The following is a 19,399-nucleotide window of genomic DNA, read 5'->3' on the forward strand; positions in this document are numbered from 1 at the left end:
GTTTTTGTCAACTTGAATACCCCCGCGCCTTTCCGAAACATGCTGAGATTGACAAACGCTTAACGAGGCGTAAATTGCCATTATGCTATTGGATTGCGGCAAGGATAAGACTTGAATAAGAACCAGGAAAAGGTGCTTTGCTTTCCCCGCTCGGTTCTTGACGAGAAGGAGTGGTTCTCAGGCTTAAGACCGGACGACTCCTCGATGCTCGACCGGATACTTCAAAGCGGAAAGGCATGCTTCGTGGAGCGAGGAAGAGCCGAGGAGGACGAGTCCTTAAAGCAGCTTATCCCGTACGTTGTCATGAAGTGCAGGGAGAAGGTCCTTTACTATGTCAGGGGCGCTTTATCCGGGGAGGAGCGGCTGAAAGCGCTCGGTTCGATAGGCATAGGCGGTCACATATCGGTTACGGATTTCTCGTTGTTCGAGAGGGATATTGAGGATATTTTTTTTGCCGGTCTGAGGAGAGAGGTCGGGGAGGAGATTCGCGTGCAGACGTCCTTCAGCCAGAGAGTTGCGGGGTTCATCAATGACGACTCAAACGCAGTAGGCAGGGTTCACCTGGGCGTTCTCGTTCTCTGGGATCTTGTTCATGAGAAGGTTTCAAAAAGGGAACGCTCCATCACCTCGCTAGAGTTTGCATCCATGGAAGTTCTCAAAGCGCGAAGGGACCGTCTCGAGACGTGGTCGAGGATTGTCGTAGATAACTGGGAGAGGTTGAAGTAGGATATTTCGATTAAAGGAACGGGGCCTTTCGGCCCCGTTAAATTTTTTGAAAAGAGAAGGGATAGATTACAAGCCGCGAACCTTCACCAGGTGAGTGGCGCAGGAGATGCAGGGATCGTAAGCGCGCGCTATCATCTCGAGCTTGAGTTCTATATTCTTTGTATCCTTTTCCTTTACGAGATTATCGGCGCCGATGCGGATGTGCTCTTCGAGCATATCGAGGAACTGCGCTGTAGGAGTAATGATATCGGCGCGGACAACGCGACCTTCGGCAACCTCGTAGTGGTGGTAGAGCGTTCCGCGTGGCGCCTCGACTGCTCCTGAACCGGCGCCCTTGTCTCTTGCCGGCTTGACAATCGACGGATTCTCTTCTATGGCGATGAGCTTATCGATTATCTTTGGAACCTCTTCAAGAGCCCATACGGTCTCTATTGCCTGCGCGACGTTGTTGTACATGGGGTTGCGTATCCACGAGAGATTGTAGCAGCGGCGGAAATGCTCGCCCGCTGCGCCGTCAAGACGCTCGCCAAGAAGATTGAAGCGCGCAAGGGCGCCCACGAAATAAGGCTTGTCGTTGTACAAAGAGCGCTTCGCCATCGAATGCGGAACAACACGCTCGTTCGTCAGCTTGCGGTAGTCCCATACGTTGAATTCGTGACCGTCGGAAATCATTATCTTGTCGCCCGCCCAGCCGTAGCGGTCGTGCTCGGGTTTCGTGCACATGAAGGTCATTCCTTCCTCCATGTAAGTGGGCTGGCGCAGATTGCGGAGTATCTCGACGCCGCGTTCCGCATCAGGGATAAGGGATTCTGCTTCGTACTTGAAGCGCAGAAGGTCAGTCTTGGATGGGTACTTGCCGAATCCGCCGATTACTGGATTCTCTCCGTGAATGGAGCGCGCGGCAGTAAGCTCCATGAGCTTGACCCCGAACTTCTTGACGCGCAATCCTGCCTGAACGTCCTCTAGATAATCCGGAACCATGTGAACGGCTGAGGGGTATCCGAGGTAGTCGGGAAGCGCAAGAAGGAATACGTGCAGGGCGTTGGATTCAATCATCTCGCCGCAGTGCATGAGATCTCTCAAGAGCTGCGCTTTCGGCGGTATCTCTATCTCGAGAGCCTTTTCCATCGCCCGCAGCGCGGCATAGCGGTGAGATAGCGTGCATATGGCGCAAGTGCGGCACGTGAGGCTGACAACCTCTGAGGGGATGCGTCCGACGGCTATGGTCTCAAGAAGTCTCGGGCCTTCGTGGACGTCAACGGTAACCGAGGAGAGCTTGCCCTCCTTGAAGTCGACCGTTATCCCTCCGTGGCCTTCAACCCTGGCGAGCGATTCAATTTTGACTCTTTCAATGCTCATATTTCGCTCCTACTTCTTGGCCTGCTTGGCCTGGACGGTCTTTGCCGGTTTCTTGGTTTCTGCTTCTTCAGCCGCCGAGTGCGCTTCCTGCGGCTTTTTCTTTTCCGGTTGAGGAGTCTTTATGCCTAAAAGGTCTCCGAATCTTCGAACCATCGAAGCTCCGCCGAACAGCCTGAGCTTGTTCAAAATATCGGCCTCGGAGAATTTCTTCTCCTTCAAGAGGTTGATTTCTGAAGCTACGTTGGCTTCGTCCGTCGGACCCCAGCAGCCGATGCACGGCAGGTTGTGATTCGGGCAGCGCGAGTTGCATCCGCCAGCCGTTACTGGACCAAGGCAAAGCTCGCCCTTAAGAAGCAGGCACTCGTTCTCGTTCCACTTGCATTCGGCGCAAACGGGGAATTTTGTGAGCTCTATAGGCATTCCCTGCACGAGCCGCGTTACGGCGTAAAAGAACTGATATTTGTCAATGGGACATCCGGGAAGATAGTAGTCGACCTTGACGTATTCGTCCAAGGGATGAGCCTCGAATGGCTTGGCAACCGTATGCTTGACATCGCCGTAGACCTTCCTGAAGCGCTCGGACCAGTCGTCGCAGCCAAGCCGAGCTGCCTGGGGACCGCCGAAGCAGGCGCAGGAACCGAGTGCCACGATTATTTTGGCGCGCTTGCGGATGCCGGTAAGCATCTCGAGATGGTGATCGGTGGAGATGGAGCCTTCTATGAAAGCGACGTCTATCTCCTCGTCATCATGGGTTTCTCTTGAAGCCATAAGGAAGGAGCGAACGTCAACGGCGCCGAAGATATCCAGAAGCTCGTCCTCGCAATGTATTACCGCCAGCTGATCGCCGGCGCAACCTGTAAATCCGTAGAATGCAACTTTAGGTTTATTTGCCATCATCGCTCCTAGATCAAATCCTTCATGTGAAGCACGTCCCAGTAAGTAAATACCGGACCATCGAGACAGGTGTATATGGAACCAATAGCGCAGTGTCCGCATTTGCCGATGCCGCAGTGCATGCGGCGCTCAAGCGTCATGAGAATTTGGTGCTTGGGAATCCCGAGCTTTAAGAATTCGGCCACAACGAACTTGTACATGACAGGCGGGCCGCACACCGTTGCAAACGTGTTCACAGGGTCCAGTTCCTTAACCTTCTTGAAGAGGTCGGTGACAAGACCTACGTTGAACGGCCATTTCCCGGCGGGGTCGCTGTCCACGGTCAGATAGCACTCAAGGTCGTCGCGCTCCTTAATCTCGAAGAACTCCTTGCGGAAGAGCATCTCATCGGGGTTCTTTGCGCCGTGCAGGAAGTAGAACTTGCCGAACTTGTCACGGTTATCGAGGATGTAGAGGAGGAGCGAACGCAAAGGCGCGGCGCCTAGCCCGCCAACGACTATGAGGATGTCCTTGCCGTGCATCTTCTCGAAGGGGAAGCCGTTTCCATAAGGGCCGCGAACGCCCACTATCGAGTTCTCTTTGTATTTGAAGAGCTGCTCGGTAAGACGTCCCACCTTGCGGATGCAGTATTCTATCATTCCGGGGCGCGAGGGGGTGGAAGAGATGGAGAAAGGCGCTTCGCCGACCCCGGGAAGAGAAACCATCATGAACTGACCCGGCTTGTATTCAAGAGAAAGTGCACGCTCCATATCGACAGGTCTCACCTGGAAGAAGCGCACGTCTGACGTCAGGTCATAGCGCCGGACTATGCGCATAGCCTCCGGCATGAATGGATTCTGGAGCATCGAGGCGGGTGTGATAACGTGAGGTTTTTCCATCATACTTTCACCTCCTGTCCTTTAAGTCCGCGTATGACCTCGGCTACATTGATATTGACCGGACAGGTGTCTACGCAGCGGCCGCAGCCTATGCATGAAGGCCTTCCGTACTCGGTAATGAACGCCTTAAGCTTGTGGGTATACCATAACTTGAGGCGTTCGGCCCGTGATTCACGGAAGTTGTGTCCGCCTGCAACAAGGGCGTATTCTTTGTTCATGCAGCTGTCCCAGTGACGCTCGCGGTTGCCTTCGGCCAGCGAAAGCTCGCTTATATCGCGCACGTTGTAGCAGTTGCATGTCGGACATACCATTGAGCAGGAACCGCAGGCAAGACACTTTTCGGCAAGCTCCTGCCAGAGCGATGAATTCCAGGAAAGCTCCATGATGTCGGGCATCCCCGTCAGATCGAAGTTGAGCTTGTAGCGGGAATCGCGATTGCGTCTCCACTCCAGGTAGCGCTGAAGATCAGCCTGCTCTATATCTTCCGTGAAGAGATTGATGTTGAGCCGGGCGAGATCGTCGCCAAGCGATGAGCCGACCCACACCAGGTAATAATCGCCCAGTTCGTTGAACGCGAGGTCGAACCCGCCTTCAACCGAGTGGGTGTTCGTGGATCGAGCCATGCATTTGTCGTCGGGCACGCACGAAAGACCTATAACCGCAGTCAGCTCGCGGCGTTTGCGGTAGTAGGGATCCGGGAAACGCTCAAGAAAGAGCTCATCTAGGATCCTAAGGCCATGAAGATCGCAGGGATGAAGACCAAAGAGCACTCGAGGCTTCACGTCCTCAAAGGTCTCGAAGTACTTATCCCCTGAGTAATGGAACATATTGAAGCGAGGAGGAACAAAGAATTTCTTCGGCGGGATTATCGTCCGCAGCGCACCTAGCGCAACGTCTCGAACATTATCGAGCTTTGCGTAGACGAACTTATCTCCGCGCGGCACCGGTCCCCAGAGTTCCCCGTAGCTTTTAAGGGACTCAAGGTAGGTGTAGAGGTCCTCCTTCTTCAGTTTAAGTGCTTTCATCTAATTGCCTCCAATTAGCGAAGTGAATTCTAAAGGAACCTCTGCTGAAGGATACTCAGCCGGAGCGTATTGTCAACCCCTGCATCATTTTATAAGCATGCTAAAACAAGAGTCTTATCAAATAAATTTCTTCGTTAAGCAGCGTCCGAAAGGGATTTCAGAACCGGCTTTGGTTTGCCTTATCTTGCTTTTTGTCAGACCTCTCAGGGCCTGGGCAGAAGAACCTTCCAGTGACCTTCAACATCCGGTGCAAGGTACAAAAGAAACTTCGATGATTCGCGTTCGACGTTTCTGCCGCGCTCCTTCGTTCTCGCTTGCACCTGAAACACCTCAAGTTTTCCTTCAGCCGACATATCCGTCAGTCTTTCGATGCTCGTAACTTCGATGCGCGGAAGACCTTGCACTATTTTTTCGTAGGTAGCCTTGTCCGGACGCGCCATGAACATCATCTCTCCGCCCTTGGAGTTCTTGATCAACAGCGCCCGGTCGGAGAGATAGTCGTAGGCCTTTGCCGCATCGCCCTTTTCAAGGGCGGCGAAGTATTGATTGGCCACCCATAAAGGGTCGGACGCCTTGTCCTTGCAGGAGGGAAGGCAGAAGAAGGCGAGGAGGGTGGCGAGGGCGAGGAAGCCGAGTGCGGTCTGCGCCGGTACGATTCGCAGGTGTTTTTTCATAAGTATAACCTCACAGATTGAAATGATCCTCTGAAAGCTGGGGATTGAGCTTTAAATTTTTGTATAATGTCGAGTTAACCTTGACGCCGTTTGCATCGAAAGCCTCGGTTTTGCGCGGCAAGCTTGTCGCTTTATCGAGCCACCAGCGTTCGCGGGCAATCCCTTTGTTATCGCCTGCCGCGTTGGCTTTGAGGTCTATAACCGCGCACGCAACGCCATCGAGCGTTTCCTCGCCTACCCACGAGATGGTCCCATGTGTCTTGTACCAGCCAGCGGTCTTGTAAATCGCAGGGAAAGTTCCGTCGTATATCTTCTGTCCGTACAGACCCTGGGTTGATTTCGAGTCGGGCGAGAGCATCACGGGAAGCGCTATGCCTGCCCAGCGGACCTTTATTTTATTCTGCCCGGGGTCGTAGACGGCAACCGCACCCTTGTTATCGCCGGCAACCACGACGGTCTTTATCCAGCCTGTGCGGTTCCAGCTGTAGTCTATGGTAATGTCCCTTGTCTGGGAGCCCTTGACTTCATGCGTGGCTATGGTTACGGTATAGCAGCGCAACGCGTCGCAGGCTGCGCCCATACCCGAGAGTGCCTCTTCAGCCTGTCCGCCGCGTATGGTAGTTGCCGAAAACACCACGGCGGCAACAATGAGCTTGAGTGCAAGTTTTTTCATAATTCCTCCTTGCAGTGTTTCCCGATATCAGCAAGCGTTAAATCATATTCACGATACTCAAAACGTCAACAATCCCTGAGCGATTAGAGCCTAAAGCCTGAAAAGGTCATCCGGCATCGCCGGATTGAGCCTCAAATCCCTGAGTATTAGCCACTGCAATTCATTTCCGTTTTTGTCAAAGCTCACGAGCCTTCGGGGAAAAGAAGTTTTATTGTCAAGCCAGTAGCGCTCGCGAGCCACGCCTCCAAGGTTTTGCGGGGAGTTTGCTACAAACTCGATTACCGTGCATTCAGCTCCATCGAAGAACTCGACTTTGACGACCGCCGTCTTGCCGTTGGCAAGAAACCAATCAATGCGCTTGAACATATACGTAAAACTCACCTCGTACATCTTCTCTCCGCGCAGCGTGAGCACCCTTTCATCGGATGGGTCGTAACTGAGGAGGAGGGGAATAAGGGGATGCCTGGCAAGGATTACGTCTTTTTCAGGGTCGTAAACCGCCTTCGTGCCCTTGTTTTTGCCCTCAAGGATGTCGTTGCGCACCCAGACCGGGCTTTTATATGAAAAGTCCACTGTGCGCTCCTCCGTTTTCTGCTCCTTCGCCTGACGGTACGACATCCGGACTGTGTATGCCGTGACCTTCGCCCACTCCTCTCTCATGCGCTGGATAAGCGCACCTGCGTCCTCTGCCGCAAGCATGGAAACGCTCAGAGCTGCGGCCAGGAAGAGTCTCGATATAGTTAGATTCATTCAACCTCGTTTATTTATTAACCGATAATACCTACAATTCCTCTGCGGTCAAGGAGCTTCTTCCTTGACCTAGGTGGGATGCGGTGTAGAATAATTAATGCGCATCCGCGAAAACATGAGGATCGAGTTCGGGAGTCATGCCCTCGTTCTCGACCATCCCGGTCCGAACGGCGAACCTGTTTTCATATCACACGCGCACTCAGATCATGCGGTCCGCAAGGGCAGGATAATCGCAACCCCCGAGACCGCAAGATTGCTGGAAGTGCGTTACAACGCTAATTCCGCCGAGGTGTTGCCCTGCAGGAAGAGAATCGAGATCGAAGGGATGAATGTAACGCTCTATCCTTCGGGACACATACTCGGCTCTGCCCAGATACTTGTTGAGACGAGCCAGACAAGCCTTTTGTACTCAGGCGACATCAAGCTGCGGCCCGGCTACTCGGCCGAACCGATAGAGGTCCCCCAGGCGGAGAATCTTATCGTGGAGGCGACGTTCGGCAGCCACATGTTCCAGTGGCCCCGCAGGGAGACTATAGAGGAGCGGATTGCGGAGTTCGCGGAAGACGGCAAGCGATTCGGCTTCACTGCATGCTACATGGCGTATTCGCTCGGCAAGGCGCAGGAGCTTTTGATGGTACTGGCAAAGGCGGGCATTCGCGCGTACGTGTCGGAGAGCGTTTTCGAGATGTGCAAGGTGTACGAGGAGTTCGGTGTGAGGTTCGGAGACTACAGGCTTTACAAGGACGAAGCCGAGATCGACGGCGTGCTCGTGATACCGCCGCAAAAGGCGCACCATTTGAATCTGTCCGGGACGAAGCGGGGTCCCCATGAGAATGCGCAGTATTCTCATGGGGTAAAGTTTGCGTTGGTGTCTGGCTGGGCTTTGACCGAGAGACGGGGCGAGGTGCCGGGCATTCCCTTGAGCGACCATGCCGACTTCGGTGAATTGCTCCGATACGTGGACAAGGTGAAGCCCCAAAAGGTGTGGACCACGCACGGCTACGCGCGAGACCTTGCCTCCGCGCTCCGGCACCGCGGCTACAACGCCCAGGTTCTGCCCGAGCGCGATAAGGAAAGGCAGCTCGAACTTGTAGTGGGTTGACAACGTGCACTATCCCTCCCCTTGTGAGAGGGAATAGAAGGAAGGGGGATCCTCCCTTTTCAACAATCATGTTATTGCTTCGCAAGTCCCTGACTTGTGAAGCAATCGCCTGAATCCAAGGGCAGGGCTCCGAAGGCAAACGCAGAGAACCATCGCGTCCATCGTTGCCGCTAACTCGCCTTTAACCATAACTAAGGATTGACAAAAAGACGTGGAAGAGTTAAGATTGGGTATGCCTCCTCTTTTGGGATTGACATTCACGATTCTAGGCGGTAGAAGTGTACATCCACATATCACATAGTCGGTATGCCCTAGACAGCTCTGCCGGAAGATGGTTTAGGGCGGATACACTTCCTTTCAACAAACCAGGGTCGGAGGTTGTATTTGCTGATGTCCAACCGGAACAATTGGCGGAAGGAAAATTCGGACTACACAAATATCCAGTTGCAGTGATAATTCCTCCTTACCCTTTTTACAAACAAGCCAAATGAACCCCTTCACATCGAGGAGGGGAACCCGTCATCGCGAGGTCGCAGCGGCGACCGTGGCGATCTCCCAGCACTTTTTCTGAGCATATGGCACTCGCTCATGTATTCTGACTTTCTGCCAGGAGATTGCCACGCCTTCTTCGAAGGCTCGCAATGACAAAGAAAAAGGCAATGCAATACTACGTCTACATCATGACCAATAACTACCGCAATGTTCTCTATACGGAGGTGACAAATAACCTCATCCGTCGAGTTTACGAACACAAGGAGAAGCTCGTTGAAGGTTTTATAAAAAGTACAAACTCGATAGACTCGTCTACTACGAAGTATTCTCAGACCCCCTGAGCGCGATTGAAAGGGAAAAGCAGATAAAGGCGGGAACGCGAAGGAGGAAGATAGGGCTTGTGGAATCCCTGAACCCTTCCTGGCGCGATTTGTGGGAGGAGATTTCGGCCTGAAAATGCAACATCTGACCTTTCATCAGCTCCGCATATTTCCGGTGCCCCCGTGCGCTGACGCGTTTCATTAACCCAGCCCGATCGCCCGGAGGATGGTTTGGAGTTTGTCCTTATCTTTTCGGTTCAAAGGAAAACTTCTCCCGACTTTCCCTGAAAGTCATCGCCCGTAACACATTTCGCCCTCACCCCGCGCTCCCCTGGAGCTCCCCCCTCTCCCCTCCATCAAGGAGGGGGGAAATAATTATACCTCCCCCTTGACGGGGGAGGGTAGGGTGGGGGTGTAAATGAGAGTTTAGTTGATACTAATTCATCCTCCCCTTTATCCACTGGCCATGTTGGGGCCACTCTGTCCCATCAAGGTAAGGGGACCCCTATCCGTCATCGCGAAGGAGTAACCGTTAGGACGTGGCTCCTCAGGGCGAACGCAGTGAGCAATCTCATAGCAGAGACCTGAAAAATATGGCGCCGACTCAGTTTTTTAGCGCCGTGCTATGGGATCGCCACGGCCGACCCTCTGGGTCGGCCGCCTCCCTTAATAAAGGAGGCAAGGCAATAGTGCTGATTTATTGAGTTAAAGCCCCCCATATGAAGGGTTGGTGGTTTTTTTACCCCTTTTATCGAAATAGCCCTGCCGAAGCTGTAGGCTTCGAGCCGAATGCATGCGCTTCCAGCGCTCGTCTGTGCTTCGAGCGCTCGTTCGGCCATGCCACCTCTGGTGGCTATTTGTCCATCTTTTGACTAGCTTTTGACCAGCTTCCAGGCGCGGCGCTTGACCTTTCATTCAACTCGACTATAATTCTACCATGTGCATAGGAATTCCTGCGAAAGTCATTGAGTTAAGCGGAGATAAGGGCAAGGTGGACTATCAGGGAGTCGTGAGGGAGACCTCGTTCGTGATGCTTCCTGAGGCAAAGGTAGGCGATTATGTTATTCTACATGCTGGATTTGCGATAAAACTACTATCCGAAGAGGACGCAAAAGAAACCCTTGAAATGATAGAAGAGCTTATCAAAACCGAAGCAACTCTCGATGAGTGAACAACTTACAGAGATACTGAAAAGACTGGGCAGCGATGCAGAACTTGCAAAAGGGTTGATTGAGCGCATCAGGGTGAAAGCTCATAAGTCCTTTACTTTCATGGAGGTATGCGGCACTCATACCCACGCAATCTCGAAAACGGGCATAAGAAAAGCGCTTGCGGGCAAGATTAAACTACTTTCAGGACCCGGCTGCCCTGTTTGCGTTACGCCGGATGAGGAGATAGACGCCTTTATATCTCTAGCAAATATGAAAGATGTGGTCGTAGCAACCTTCGGCGACATGCTCCACGTACCGGGAACAAAAGGGTCTCTTGCGGAGGAAAGGGATAGTGGTAGGGATATAAGGGTCGTATATTCAGCACTTGACATTCTCGATATGGCGGAGAGGGAAAAAGGGAAGGAATTTTGTTTCCTGGGCGTCGGTTTCGAGACCACTTCTCCGACCGTTCTGGCGACAGTAGCCGAGGCTAAGATACGGAAAATACGTAACTTCTCTATATACTCCTCGTTCAAATTGATACCTCCGGCATTGAGGATGATTGCCTCGCACCCTGAGCTCAATATCGATGGTTTCCTTCTTCCAGGTCACGTAAGTGCGATAATTGGAACCCAACCTTACCGGTTTCTCGTCGATGAGTTCAAGCGACCGTCGGTTGTTGCAGGTTTTGAGGCCCTGGATATACTCGAAGCGATACTCATGATGTTAAACGAGATAAGTAACGGAAAGCCTGAGCTTGAAATCCAATACAAGAGGGTGGTCACTTCTGAAGGAAACCCCAATGCCCTGGGATTGATTGAGGGTATGTGCGACGCTAAGGATTCGGTATGGCGCGGCTTAGGAGTGATTCCAGACACGGGTTTGAAGTTAAAGGATGAGTGGAAGAATTTCGATGTCGAGTGCAAACTCGGGCTTGCTCCAGTAAGTTACAGGGATAGTGGAGCTTCCAAAGCTTGTCGCTGCGGGGACGTGCTCTTGGGAAGGATACTGCCTCTGGAATGCCCTTTGTTTGAAACAATTTGTACGCCTGAGAAAGCGGTTGGCCCATGCATGGTCTCTTCCGAGGGTGCATGCGCCGCATATTATAAATATGAAAGATAGTGTCATAGGACTCGGTCACGGCTCAGGCGGACGCAAAACGGCACGGTTGGTTAAGGAGCTATTTCTTAAATACTTAGGGAATCCGATTCTTGAAAGACTGGAAGACGCTGCAGAACTTCCCGTGGAGCGAGGCAGGATTGCCTTGACGACCGATGCGCACGTTGTTGAGCCTTTGTTTTTCCCAGGAGGGGACATCGGAAAGCTAGCCGTATGCGGTACGGCTAACGACCTTGCTGTAAAAGGAGCAAAGCCAAGATTTATGACGGCAGGCTTCGTGCTGAGGGCTGGAATAAGCCTTGATGTGCTCGAACGGATTGTTGCTTCAATGGCTGAGGAGTTGGACAGGTTAGGAATGAAGTTAATTGCAGGAGATACGAAGGTTATAGAAAAGGGAGAGAAGGATGAGTGCTACATCACTACCACAGGGTTCGGTGTGCTCGAACACGAGCGTACTTTTGCGTCTGAACGGATTGAGCCGGGCGATGCCATTCTCGTATCCGGAGAAGTCGGGAATCACGAAGCGTCTGTCGTCCTTTCCAGGTCGAACTTCGGATTAAAGCAGAATATTCGTTCCGATGTCGCCCCCGTGTGGCCGCTCGTTCATGCGTTGATTCAGGCGGACGTGGACATTAAGGTCATGCGCGACCCTACCCGCGGCGGGCTTGCAACAACCCTTAACGAGTTATGCGATGCCTCAGGATTGGGAATGCTCATTCACGAACGAGACGCACCTTTCAATCCAGAGGTCAAAGGGGTAGCGGAAATGCTGGGACTCGACCCTTATTACCTTGCTTCCGAGGGCCGTCTGATTGCTATTGTAAACCCTGAAGATGCACATAAAGCCCTCGATATTATGAGAAAAAAAGGAAGCGATACAGCTGGCATTATTGGCGAGGTGCGGACCGCTCCCGCCGGCTTGTGGCTGGATACTATTCTGGGTTCAGAACGACCGCTCCTCATCTTAGAGGGCGAACAGCTACCACGCATCTGCTAACCCTCAATATTTCAATAAGTTCTGTAATTCAGGCGCCTACTCTATGCCGGTCCATCTGACAAAATCCAGAAGATTAAATCTTCCATCGTGACGCCACAAAATCGATGGACCCGCCATTTCGCCCAGTTTCGGGATACGGTCCAGACCAAGCTTACCCATCTCCTCGGCAAGAGGCATTAAACGTTCCTCGGGCAGAGCGGCGCCCATCGTCTGAAGGTATTGTTTAATAGGCGTGACAAGGCGGACGACATCCATCACGTCCTTGACCGGTTTTACGCGGATTGTCCGGTTGAGGCAGGAGGGAACAAAAGTCGGATCCTGTTCGTAGATAACGGTCCACGATGTACCTTGAGAGCTCATGTGAAGGGCTACGCCGTCGTCGCCGAACGCGCGAAACTCGTAGGAGCCGCGAAGCTGGTTTATATGGGCGGACTCGTCGGGCGTTATTCGTCCGCGAGGGATGCGCTGATTGAACTGCTCCATCGCCTCTGCCAAGTATCCTGAGAATTCCTTGGGAGTTATCTCTCCGCCTTCCTCTGTGTAGAAGACATGCGGAGAGACGCAGCCCTGCTGGTCGAGCATGGACACGTTGGCTGCCGCGTTCGCTGCAGTGTCTTTTACTCTTTCCGCCGAGAGGGCTTCGCGGCCTATTACGCCGAAGCTCAGCTTATGGCCGTAGGAGAGGAGTTTGACATCGGGAGGAACCCTTTTGCGTGCATCGTTGACCGAATGCTCAGAGCCGTAAACGACCACCGCATCGGATCTGCTGAACGCCAGCCGCTCTATCTCCTCGTTGCCGCCCTTCCATAAAACCATGGCTACGCAGCGCGCGAGCTGCGGGTCAACCTCGGCTATGGACCGGGCGAAGAGCGTAGCGAACAAGGGTTCTTCGGATGCGGACTTCCCAAGCACTGCCGATTTCAGTAGCAGGGAGTAGATGGTGTTCAACATAGACGCGCCGGGCGCGTTGCCTGCGAATACTATAGTGGTCAGGGAAGGGCCGTAAGCCCTTATGTATCCGCCTGATCTTTTGCGGGGCCGGAACTCATCAAGCACGAGGGGGTCTTCGAACTCGTCCTCAAGAAGGAGTTTGAGATTTTCAGTTGAAAACATCGCGCTGATTCCTCCAAGCGTGAGCTCAACCATCGGCGCGGAAAATCTTGTTATGACGGGCAAAAGTTTCACGGCAAGCCTGCGGAGAGGATATTCCGGATTCCTCCACAATTCGACAACCTTGCCTATGGTCTCGGCTATCTCCAACACTGGTTTTTTGACCAAATACTCTTCGCGCGCCGCAAGGAGCGAGTCGATGGTCTTCGTTAAGATATCCGGGGTAAGCACTGGCGCATTCATTTTAACCCTGATGCCGTCGTAGCCGAACTCGAGCGGAACGAACTCCTTAAAATCGGACTCTTCAAGTCCGGGAATATAAAAGGCAGGCAGTGTTGTTGTTTCTGGCATCATAACCTTCTAAGCCCGCTGCGCCGATATGAGTTCGTCGTAGGCAATAGAGCAACCGCGCGTTTCTGAGCCGGCGGCACGTCCTACTATCTCGAAGCCGGAACCTGTCTCAAAGCCCATATCATCCGTCAGAACCGCTTGTACTGATGTCATATTTGCCACGCTGTGCTGGCGAAGCAATCCACGCTCACCCTTAGGTAAAGGCTTCAGGGTATCGGGATCAACCACCACAACCCTGGCAAAGTGAGGGATCATCTTGGCGCGCGGCTCGGAAATCCCTCTTACGTGGTTGTAGAAGACGTTGTCGACGTACGACGCTTCCATCTCTATCAAGCCGTAGTGATTGATCATGTGGCTTTCAGGTATGCCCAGCGTCTTTCCGGCCAGCTTCCTGTACTCTTCCTTGGAGAGTTCTCTTCCTTTTCCCTTGTTGCCGCCGCCGTCCATGGCGCGGCTTCCCGCGGGAAGCTTGAAGCTGATATTCTGCGCCTGGCAGAAATCAAAGAAGTGGACGTACGCGAAGGTGGCTCCTGCAATAAACACAGGTTCGCCGGTTTTCTCCGCAAGCTTCAGTCTTTCCGCAAGCCCTGCAAAATCGAATCCCTTGGGATTTATGAAGAACTCAGGCTTCCCTATTGAATGCCCTTCTACAAGAATCTTTATCTGACTCATTCCTGCCGCCGCGCTGGGCATGAGCTCCGGATCGGGCGCCAGGAGCAAGGCATGGATCTTCTCGTCCCGGGATTTGTAATATCCTCGGTCTTTGAGATATTCGCCGTTCAGTTCGCGTATCTTGACTTGCGTTTCGTTAAGGCTTATTTTCGCGCGCTTCTCGGGATTGGATGTTCCGCTGCTCGTCAACACCTGCACCGTCTCTTCATCCGAAATGGTCCTAAGTTCGACTTCCTTGAAAGCCACGGCAGGAACGGCAGGAACATCCGTCCACGCTTTTATCATTCCGGGTTTTACACCCTTTTTTTCACAGTATTTATGATAAATTTGGTTCGCGTTGTACTGGTACTCAAAAAGCCTCATGGACAGCTCGTTGAACTTCTTTTCGTTCTCGTCATTAGACTGTTCTGCTCCTTTTTTTATGAAATCAATTATATCATTTCCAAGGGATTGAACAAACTCTGACTTCGAGGCGTATTTCTCGCTCATTAAATCCTCCTTGCATCAACGCATAAGACGTTAATTTCAGATCGTTTCAAGCGCCCAACCCCGCATACGAGGCTGCTCCAGAAACACCAGCTGTCTTAGGAGATAGATTATCGTTTAGCCCTGCTGTTTATTTTAGGTAATTTCTATTTCGTGTCAAGTCTTTTTTAGAGTAGTCCTTAATTCGTAAAAAAACGCTTGACAATGACCTAAAAATTACTACTATAATGTACTTTGCGGCTATCTGGTATGTGTGGGTAATGCTGAATATGGTAAATTGATTCTTAATAGAGGAGGATTAATAACATTAAACTCTCAGGAGGCTAGCATGGCGAAAGAAAAGTTCAAGGTATGGTATGATGAAAAGGAGGGGGTGCTTCAGACAGAAATCTACGAAACCTTCGACGTAGAAACCCTCAATCAGTACTTTACGGAAGTTTCAAAGTACACACCCGAACAGCAGAGTTATTTTATCGGCTGGATGTACGATGACGCTCAGAAAATGCCCGACAAGGAAGCGCGCAGGATTGCGAAGGAGAAGATAAAGGATCTGCACTTCAAAAAAGTGGTTGCCATTGGCGCCAAACCCGTAATCCGCATGGTCTACACCATAGTAATCACAGCTATTGGACGGAAGAAAGACTTCTTCTTTTGCGATACCGTCGAAGAAGGCCTAACCTGGTTAAGAGAGCAGAAAAACCTAGCTAAAAAGGCTGCAAGCTTATAGAACTAGGTTTCCCGGACCGTGTTTTATTTTGTTCGAAAAGTTTATTGTCAGTTGAGTTGAGAAAGATTGATTTTGCTCATAAAAATCTTAAGCCGGACTGAAAGATATTAGCATTTTATTCAGATGATTTTAGTCTTGTAAAACTAACTTAAGCACAGGAGAAATAAAAATTCAAAACTCCAGGAGGCAGCAATGGCTTCACCGAAGTTCAAACACTGGTATGATGAAAAGGAAGGGGTGCTTCGTGGAGAAATCTACGAAAGATTCAACGCAGAAACGCTAGAAGAGATCAGCGCCGACTTGTCAAAATACACGCCGGAACAGCAGAAATATATTGTCGGTCATATATTGGACGACGCTCAACAAATGCCCGGCAAGGAAGAGCGCAGGATTGGCAAAGAGAAAGCCGGGCTTGTACGCTTCAAAAAGGCGGCTATATGGGGCGCCAAACCGGTAATCCGCATGGTCGCAAGTATCGTTTTAACCGCCCAGGGTCGAGGAAAGGACGTCAAGTTCTTCGTTAGCGAGGAAGAAGCAATTGCCTGGATTAGGGAACAGAAAGAATTGGAAAAGAAAACCGCGCTTAAGTGATGAATGGTCCCTGCCCTATAAAAGACACTCCGTTATTTGCAGCTTTTTGCCGATATCGTTCAGGACGTTTTTCCAGCACCAAGTCCAGTCAAAATTAATCTTAACATGCAAAAGCCCTTGACAAAAAACTAAAAAGGATTAATATAATGTACTTCTCGAATCGGACATGTGTGGGTAATATAGAAACTACGAAATGATTCCCTGCACAGGAGGGTTAATAGGTATGAATTTCCAGGAGGTAATATATTATGGAAGAAACAAAATTCAAACTTTGGTACGACGAGAAGGAGGGGGTTCTTCGATCAGAGATATACAAGAAATTTGATATAGAAACACTCGAAGAGTACTTTGCGGAAATCTCCAAGTTCACTCCTGAGCAGCAGCATTACATCATCGGCTGGGTATTCTGCGACGCACAGCAAATGCCCGACAAGGATGCGCGCATGCTTGCGAAGGAGAAATTCAAAACTGCCCATTTCAAAAAAATAGCGAACCTTGGCGCTAAACCGATTGTGCGCATGGTTTCCAACATCATAATGATCGCCGTAGGAAAAGGGAAAGACAACAAGTACTTCGAAAGTGAAGAAGACGCCTTAGCCTGGATTAGAGCGGAGAAAGAGAAGGATAAAAAGGCTCAAGCAAGCTAATTCCTTCGTCTAATTACTGGAACTAGGTTTCAGAACTCAATAACAATCCGATAATAGGTTTTATTCCCGAGTTTAATTTATCTGCAAGCAAAAAAGCGCTTAGGTGGCTCGCAAAGATCCTAGAATCCTATGCCCGCTGCGCCGATATGAGTTCGTCGTAGGCGATAGAGCAGCCGCGGGTTTCCGCATCCCTGGCGCGTCCTGTTACCTCGAAACCGGAACCTATCTCAAAGCCCATATCATCGGTTTGAACGGCTTGTACGGTCACGAGATTAGCCACGCTGTGCTGGCGCAACAGGCCCCGCTCGCCTTTAGGTAAAGGCTTTAGGGTGTCGGGGTCAACGACAACAACCCGTGCAAAGTGAGGGATCATCTTGTAGCGCGGTTCGGAGATGCCTCTCACATGGTTGTAGAAAACATTGTCGAAATACGCCGCCTGCATCTCGGTCATGCCGTATAGATTAATCAGATGATCGGGGGGGATGCCAAGTATCTTTTCTCCAAGCCTCAAATACTCCTCTTTCGATATCTCTCTTCCCTTTCCCTTGTTGCCTCCGCCATCCATAGCTCGACTCCCTTCTGGAAGCTTGAATGAGATACCCTGCGCCTCGCAGTAGTCGAAAAAGTGAACATACCCGAAAGTTGCACCCACCATCACGCAAGGTTCGCCTGAGCGCTCCACTTGCCTCAGTTTTTCCGCAAGCCCGGCAAAATCGAATCCGGTAGGCTTGATGAAGAATTCAGGCTTTCCTTTCGAGTGCCTGTCCACACTTATCTTCAGTTGGCGCATTCCTATAGCCACACTGGGCATCTCGTCGGGATTAGGGCCGAGAACAATTGCATGAAGCTTCTCATCGGCAGATTTGTACAAACCCCTGTCGTTGATGCTTATGCCAACCTGGTCATATATCTTAAGCATAGGTTCGTTGAAACTGATCTTTGCACGCTTCTCCGGATTGGTTGTTCCGCTACTGGTCAAGAACAAAACCGTTTCTTCCGCTGGAAACGTGCGCAGCTCCACTTCCTTGAAGGCGGCAGCTGGTACCGCAGGGACATCCGTCCACTCGTTGATCATTTCGGGCCGTACCCCGCGTTTGTCGCAGTACTTTTGATAGACATGGTTAGCGTTGTACTGGTATTCAAAGAGCCTCATGGACAAATCGTTGAACACCTTCTCGCTCTCAGCGTCGGATTGTTCAGCTCCGTTTTTTATGAAATTTTCTATGTCTTTTGCAAGGGACTGGACGAATTCGGAGTTCGTTGTGTATTTCTCGCTCATTAAATCCTCCTTGATAACGCGTAAAACGTTATTATTAATTTTATCAAGCGCCCAACCCCGCATACGAAGCTGTACTCAAAACACCAACTGATTTATGAAAATTATCTTTTAGCCCTATTTTTGTATTTTAGAAGATTTCTTTTACGTGTCAAGTCTTTTTTTCGATTATTGTTAACTCGTAAAAAACACTTGACAAAGACCTAAAAAGTGTTACTATATTGTGTTTTCTAAATTCAGGTATGTGTGGGTAATACTGAGCGGATAAAACCAGTTCTAAAAATACAGGAGGGTTTATGAACATAAATCTTCAGGAGACTACTATGGCGAAAGAAAAGTTCAAACTCTGGTACGATGAAAAGGAAGGTGTACTTCGTGGAGAAATCTACGAAAGATTCGACGTGGAGTCCCTCGAGCGGTTCTATAACGAGGCTACCAAGTATACACCAGAACAGCAGCACTACGTCGTCGGTTGGTTATACGACGAGGCACAGAAAATGGTTGGCAAGGAAGAGCGAAAGATTGCCAAGGAAAAGGGTGATCTGGTGCATTTCAAGAAAATGGCACTCCTTGGCGCAAAGCCGGTTATTCGAATGGTTGCCCAAATAGTCATGTCCGCTCAAGGACGGGGTAAAGACTTCAAGTTCTTCGACAGCGAGGAAGAAGCCTTAGCCTGGATTAGAGAGCAAAAAGCGTTGGATAAGAAAGCTCTGGCAACACAAAGATAGTATAATCCTTTGTCTCATGAGGAGCAAAACATGCCTAAAGCGATAAAAGACCTGGAGGAAAGGCTTGCAAGGATGGAAGAGATTCTCTCTCAGGCGGCCTGCGGCGGATTCGATGTTGAGTTCGACTTTAATGAGGAGAATATCGACGCGCTGACCGGCGTTGAGACAGGGGTAAAAGTGCTTATAGCCGATATGGGCGAGACGATCACCGAAAGCCGCAAGCGCGCAGAGGAACTCGAGGAGAAGCTTGACCTCATCGAACAGCAGCGCAAGGCTATAGAGGAGCTCTCCACCCCCATCATAAAGATATGGGACCAGGTACTCGTACTGCCTCTGATTGGAACTTTGGACACAAGACGTTCGCAAAGGCTTACGGAATCTCTATTGACTGACATTGCGGCGACCCAGACAAGGGTGGCGATTCTGGACATCACGGGCGTGCCTACAGTTGACTCGGCTGTTGCAAACCACATATTAAAGACGGTTTCTGCCGTAAAGCTTCTTGGAGCCGACTGTGTTATAACGGGCATAAGACCGGACGTTGCCCAGACAATCGTACATCTTGGGGTGGATTTATCGGATGTCGAGACCCTGTCAAACCTGTCGGAAGGGCTCAAGTGGGCGTTCGAATACCTGAATCTCGAAATTAAC

21 protein-coding genes and 1 pseudogene are annotated in these 19,399 nt (G+C 50.9%); 11 read left to right on the forward strand and 11 right to left on the reverse strand.

Going from position 1 to position 19,399, the window contains the following annotated elements; all coding sequences use genetic code 11:
• Positions 1 to 111 precede the first annotated feature (111 nt).
• Positions 112 to 726 carry a hypothetical protein gene (locus GX441_02400; protein NLI97494.1) on the forward strand — a complete coding sequence of 205 codons (615 nt, stop codon included), beginning with the start codon at positions 112 to 114 and terminating at the stop codon, positions 724 to 726.
• Positions 727 to 792: 66 nt separating this feature from the next.
• On the opposite strand, the gene GX441_02405 is transcribed toward GX441_02400, so the two are convergent.
• The 7 genes from GX441_02405 to GX441_02435 all read right to left on the reverse strand — a co-directional run bounded on the left by GX441_02405 (position 793) and on the right by GX441_02435 (position 6,979).
• Positions 793 to 2,085 (reverse strand): Ni/Fe hydrogenase subunit alpha, encoded by a 1,293-nt coding sequence (locus tag GX441_02405; protein ID NLI97495.1) that lies wholly within the window; start codon positions 2,083 to 2,085, stop codon positions 793 to 795.
• 9 nt (positions 2,086 to 2,094) lie between these two features.
• The gene (locus tag GX441_02410) at positions 2,095 to 2,982 is read right to left on the reverse strand and encodes a hypothetical protein (protein NLI97496.1); all 888 of its coding nucleotides are present in this window, start codon (positions 2,980 to 2,982) and stop codon (positions 2,095 to 2,097) included.
• Positions 2,983 to 2,987: 5 nt separating this feature from the next.
• Complete coding sequence (locus GX441_02415; GenBank protein NLI97497.1) at positions 2,988 to 3,860, reverse strand: oxidoreductase; 873 nt, start codon at positions 3,858 to 3,860, stop codon at positions 2,988 to 2,990.
• Positions 3,857 to 4,882 (reverse strand): 4Fe-4S binding protein, encoded by a 1,026-nt coding sequence (locus tag GX441_02420; protein ID NLI97498.1) that lies wholly within the window; start codon positions 4,880 to 4,882, stop codon positions 3,857 to 3,859. The genes GX441_02415 and GX441_02420 overlap by 4 nt, the downstream gene beginning before the upstream one ends.
• A 203-nt stretch (positions 4,883 to 5,085) precedes the next feature.
• The gene (locus GX441_02425) at positions 5,086 to 5,556 is read right to left on the reverse strand and encodes a hypothetical protein (GenBank protein ID NLI97499.1); all 471 of its coding nucleotides are present in this window, start codon (positions 5,554 to 5,556) and stop codon (positions 5,086 to 5,088) included.
• Positions 5,557 to 5,566: 10 nt separating this feature from the next.
• A complete protein-coding gene (locus GX441_02430) occupies positions 5,567 to 6,229 on the reverse strand; it encodes an outer membrane lipoprotein carrier protein LolA (protein ID NLI97500.1) in 663 nt (220 codons plus the stop codon).
• Positions 6,230 to 6,319: 90 nt separating this feature from the next.
• Positions 6,320 to 6,979, reverse strand: a complete 660-nt coding sequence (locus GX441_02435) for a hypothetical protein (protein ID NLI97501.1) — start codon at positions 6,977 to 6,979, stop codon at positions 6,320 to 6,322.
• Positions 6,980 to 7,076: 97 nt separating this feature from the next.
• Between GX441_02435 and GX441_02440 the strand changes: the two genes are divergently transcribed.
• Positions 7,077 to 8,081, forward strand: coding sequence for a hypothetical protein (locus GX441_02440; GenBank protein ID NLI97502.1), 1,005 nt, complete (start codon positions 7,077 to 7,079; stop codon positions 8,079 to 8,081).
• Between the two features lie 659 nt (positions 8,082 to 8,740).
• Positions 8,741 to 9,027 (forward strand): annotated as a pseudogene (locus tag GX441_02445) (GIY-YIG nuclease family protein).
• A gap of 489 nt (positions 9,028 to 9,516) precedes the next feature.
• On the opposite strand, the gene GX441_02450 reads toward GX441_02445, so the two are convergent.
• Positions 9,517 to 9,732, reverse strand: a complete 216-nt coding sequence (locus tag GX441_02450) for a hypothetical protein (protein NLI97503.1) — start codon at positions 9,730 to 9,732, stop codon at positions 9,517 to 9,519.
• A 98-nt stretch (positions 9,733 to 9,830) separates the two neighbouring features.
• On the opposite strand from GX441_02450, the gene GX441_02455 reads away from it, so the two are divergent.
• Genes GX441_02455 through hypE form a run of 3 tightly spaced genes read left to right on the forward strand, consistent with a single transcriptional unit; the run spans position 9,831 to position 12,160 of the window.
• Entirely contained in the window at positions 9,831 to 10,064 is a 234-nt protein-coding gene (locus GX441_02455; protein ID NLI97504.1) for a HypC/HybG/HupF family hydrogenase formation chaperone, read from the forward strand.
• A complete protein-coding gene (gene hypD, locus GX441_02460) occupies positions 10,057 to 11,166 on the forward strand; it encodes a hydrogenase formation protein HypD (GenBank protein NLI97505.1) in 1,110 nt (369 codons plus the stop codon). The genes GX441_02455 and hypD overlap by 8 nt, the downstream gene beginning before the upstream one ends.
• Positions 11,156 to 12,160, forward strand: a complete 1,005-nt coding sequence (hypE, locus tag GX441_02465; GenBank protein ID NLI97506.1) for a hydrogenase expression/formation protein HypE — start codon at positions 11,156 to 11,158, stop codon at positions 12,158 to 12,160. Before hypD ends, hypE begins: the two co-directional genes overlap by 11 nt.
• A 36-nt stretch (positions 12,161 to 12,196) precedes the next feature.
• On the opposite strand, the gene GX441_02470 is transcribed toward hypE, so the two are convergent.
• The gene (locus tag GX441_02470; protein NLI97507.1) at positions 12,197 to 13,624 is read right to left on the reverse strand and encodes an acyl-CoA reductase; all 1,428 of its coding nucleotides are present in this window, start codon (positions 13,622 to 13,624) and stop codon (positions 12,197 to 12,199) included.
• Between the two features lie 6 nt (positions 13,625 to 13,630).
• Positions 13,631 to 14,782 (reverse strand): hypothetical protein, encoded by a 1,152-nt coding sequence (locus tag GX441_02475; protein ID NLI97508.1) that lies wholly within the window; start codon positions 14,780 to 14,782, stop codon positions 13,631 to 13,633.
• Between the two features lie 325 nt (positions 14,783 to 15,107).
• On the opposite strand from GX441_02475, the gene GX441_02480 reads away from it, so the two are divergent.
• From GX441_02480 to GX441_02490, 3 genes are all read left to right on the forward strand, one after another.
• The gene (locus tag GX441_02480; protein ID NLI97509.1) at positions 15,108 to 15,506 is read left to right on the forward strand and encodes a hypothetical protein; all 399 of its coding nucleotides are present in this window, start codon (positions 15,108 to 15,110) and stop codon (positions 15,504 to 15,506) included.
• Positions 15,507 to 15,698: 192 nt separating this feature from the next.
• Complete coding sequence (locus GX441_02485) at positions 15,699 to 16,097, forward strand: STAS/SEC14 domain-containing protein (GenBank protein NLI97510.1); 399 nt, start codon at positions 15,699 to 15,701, stop codon at positions 16,095 to 16,097.
• A gap of 248 nt (positions 16,098 to 16,345) precedes the next feature.
• Positions 16,346 to 16,744: a hypothetical protein gene (locus GX441_02490; protein NLI97511.1), complete on the forward strand. Its 399-nt coding sequence runs from the start codon at positions 16,346 to 16,348 to the stop codon at positions 16,742 to 16,744.
• A gap of 127 nt (positions 16,745 to 16,871) precedes the next feature.
• On the opposite strand, the gene GX441_02495 is transcribed toward GX441_02490, so the two are convergent.
• Positions 16,872 to 18,023, reverse strand: a complete 1,152-nt coding sequence (locus GX441_02495; protein NLI97512.1) for a hypothetical protein — start codon at positions 18,021 to 18,023, stop codon at positions 16,872 to 16,874.
• Positions 18,024 to 18,316: 293 nt separating this feature from the next.
• On the opposite strand from GX441_02495, the gene GX441_02500 reads away from it, so the two are divergent.
• Positions 18,317 to 18,748 carry an STAS/SEC14 domain-containing protein gene (locus GX441_02500; protein NLI97513.1) on the forward strand — a complete coding sequence of 144 codons (432 nt, stop codon included), beginning with the start codon at positions 18,317 to 18,319 and terminating at the stop codon, positions 18,746 to 18,748.
• 30 nt (positions 18,749 to 18,778) lie between these two features.
• Positions 18,779 to 19,399, forward strand: a 621-nt coding sequence (locus GX441_02505) for an STAS domain-containing protein (GenBank protein NLI97514.1), incomplete at its 3' end; no start/stop codon positions are given.

The organism is bacterium (assembly GCA_012517375.1).
Taxonomy (GTDB): Bacteria; Hydrothermota; Tepidihabitantia; order B3-TA06; family B3-TA06; genus JAAYVC01.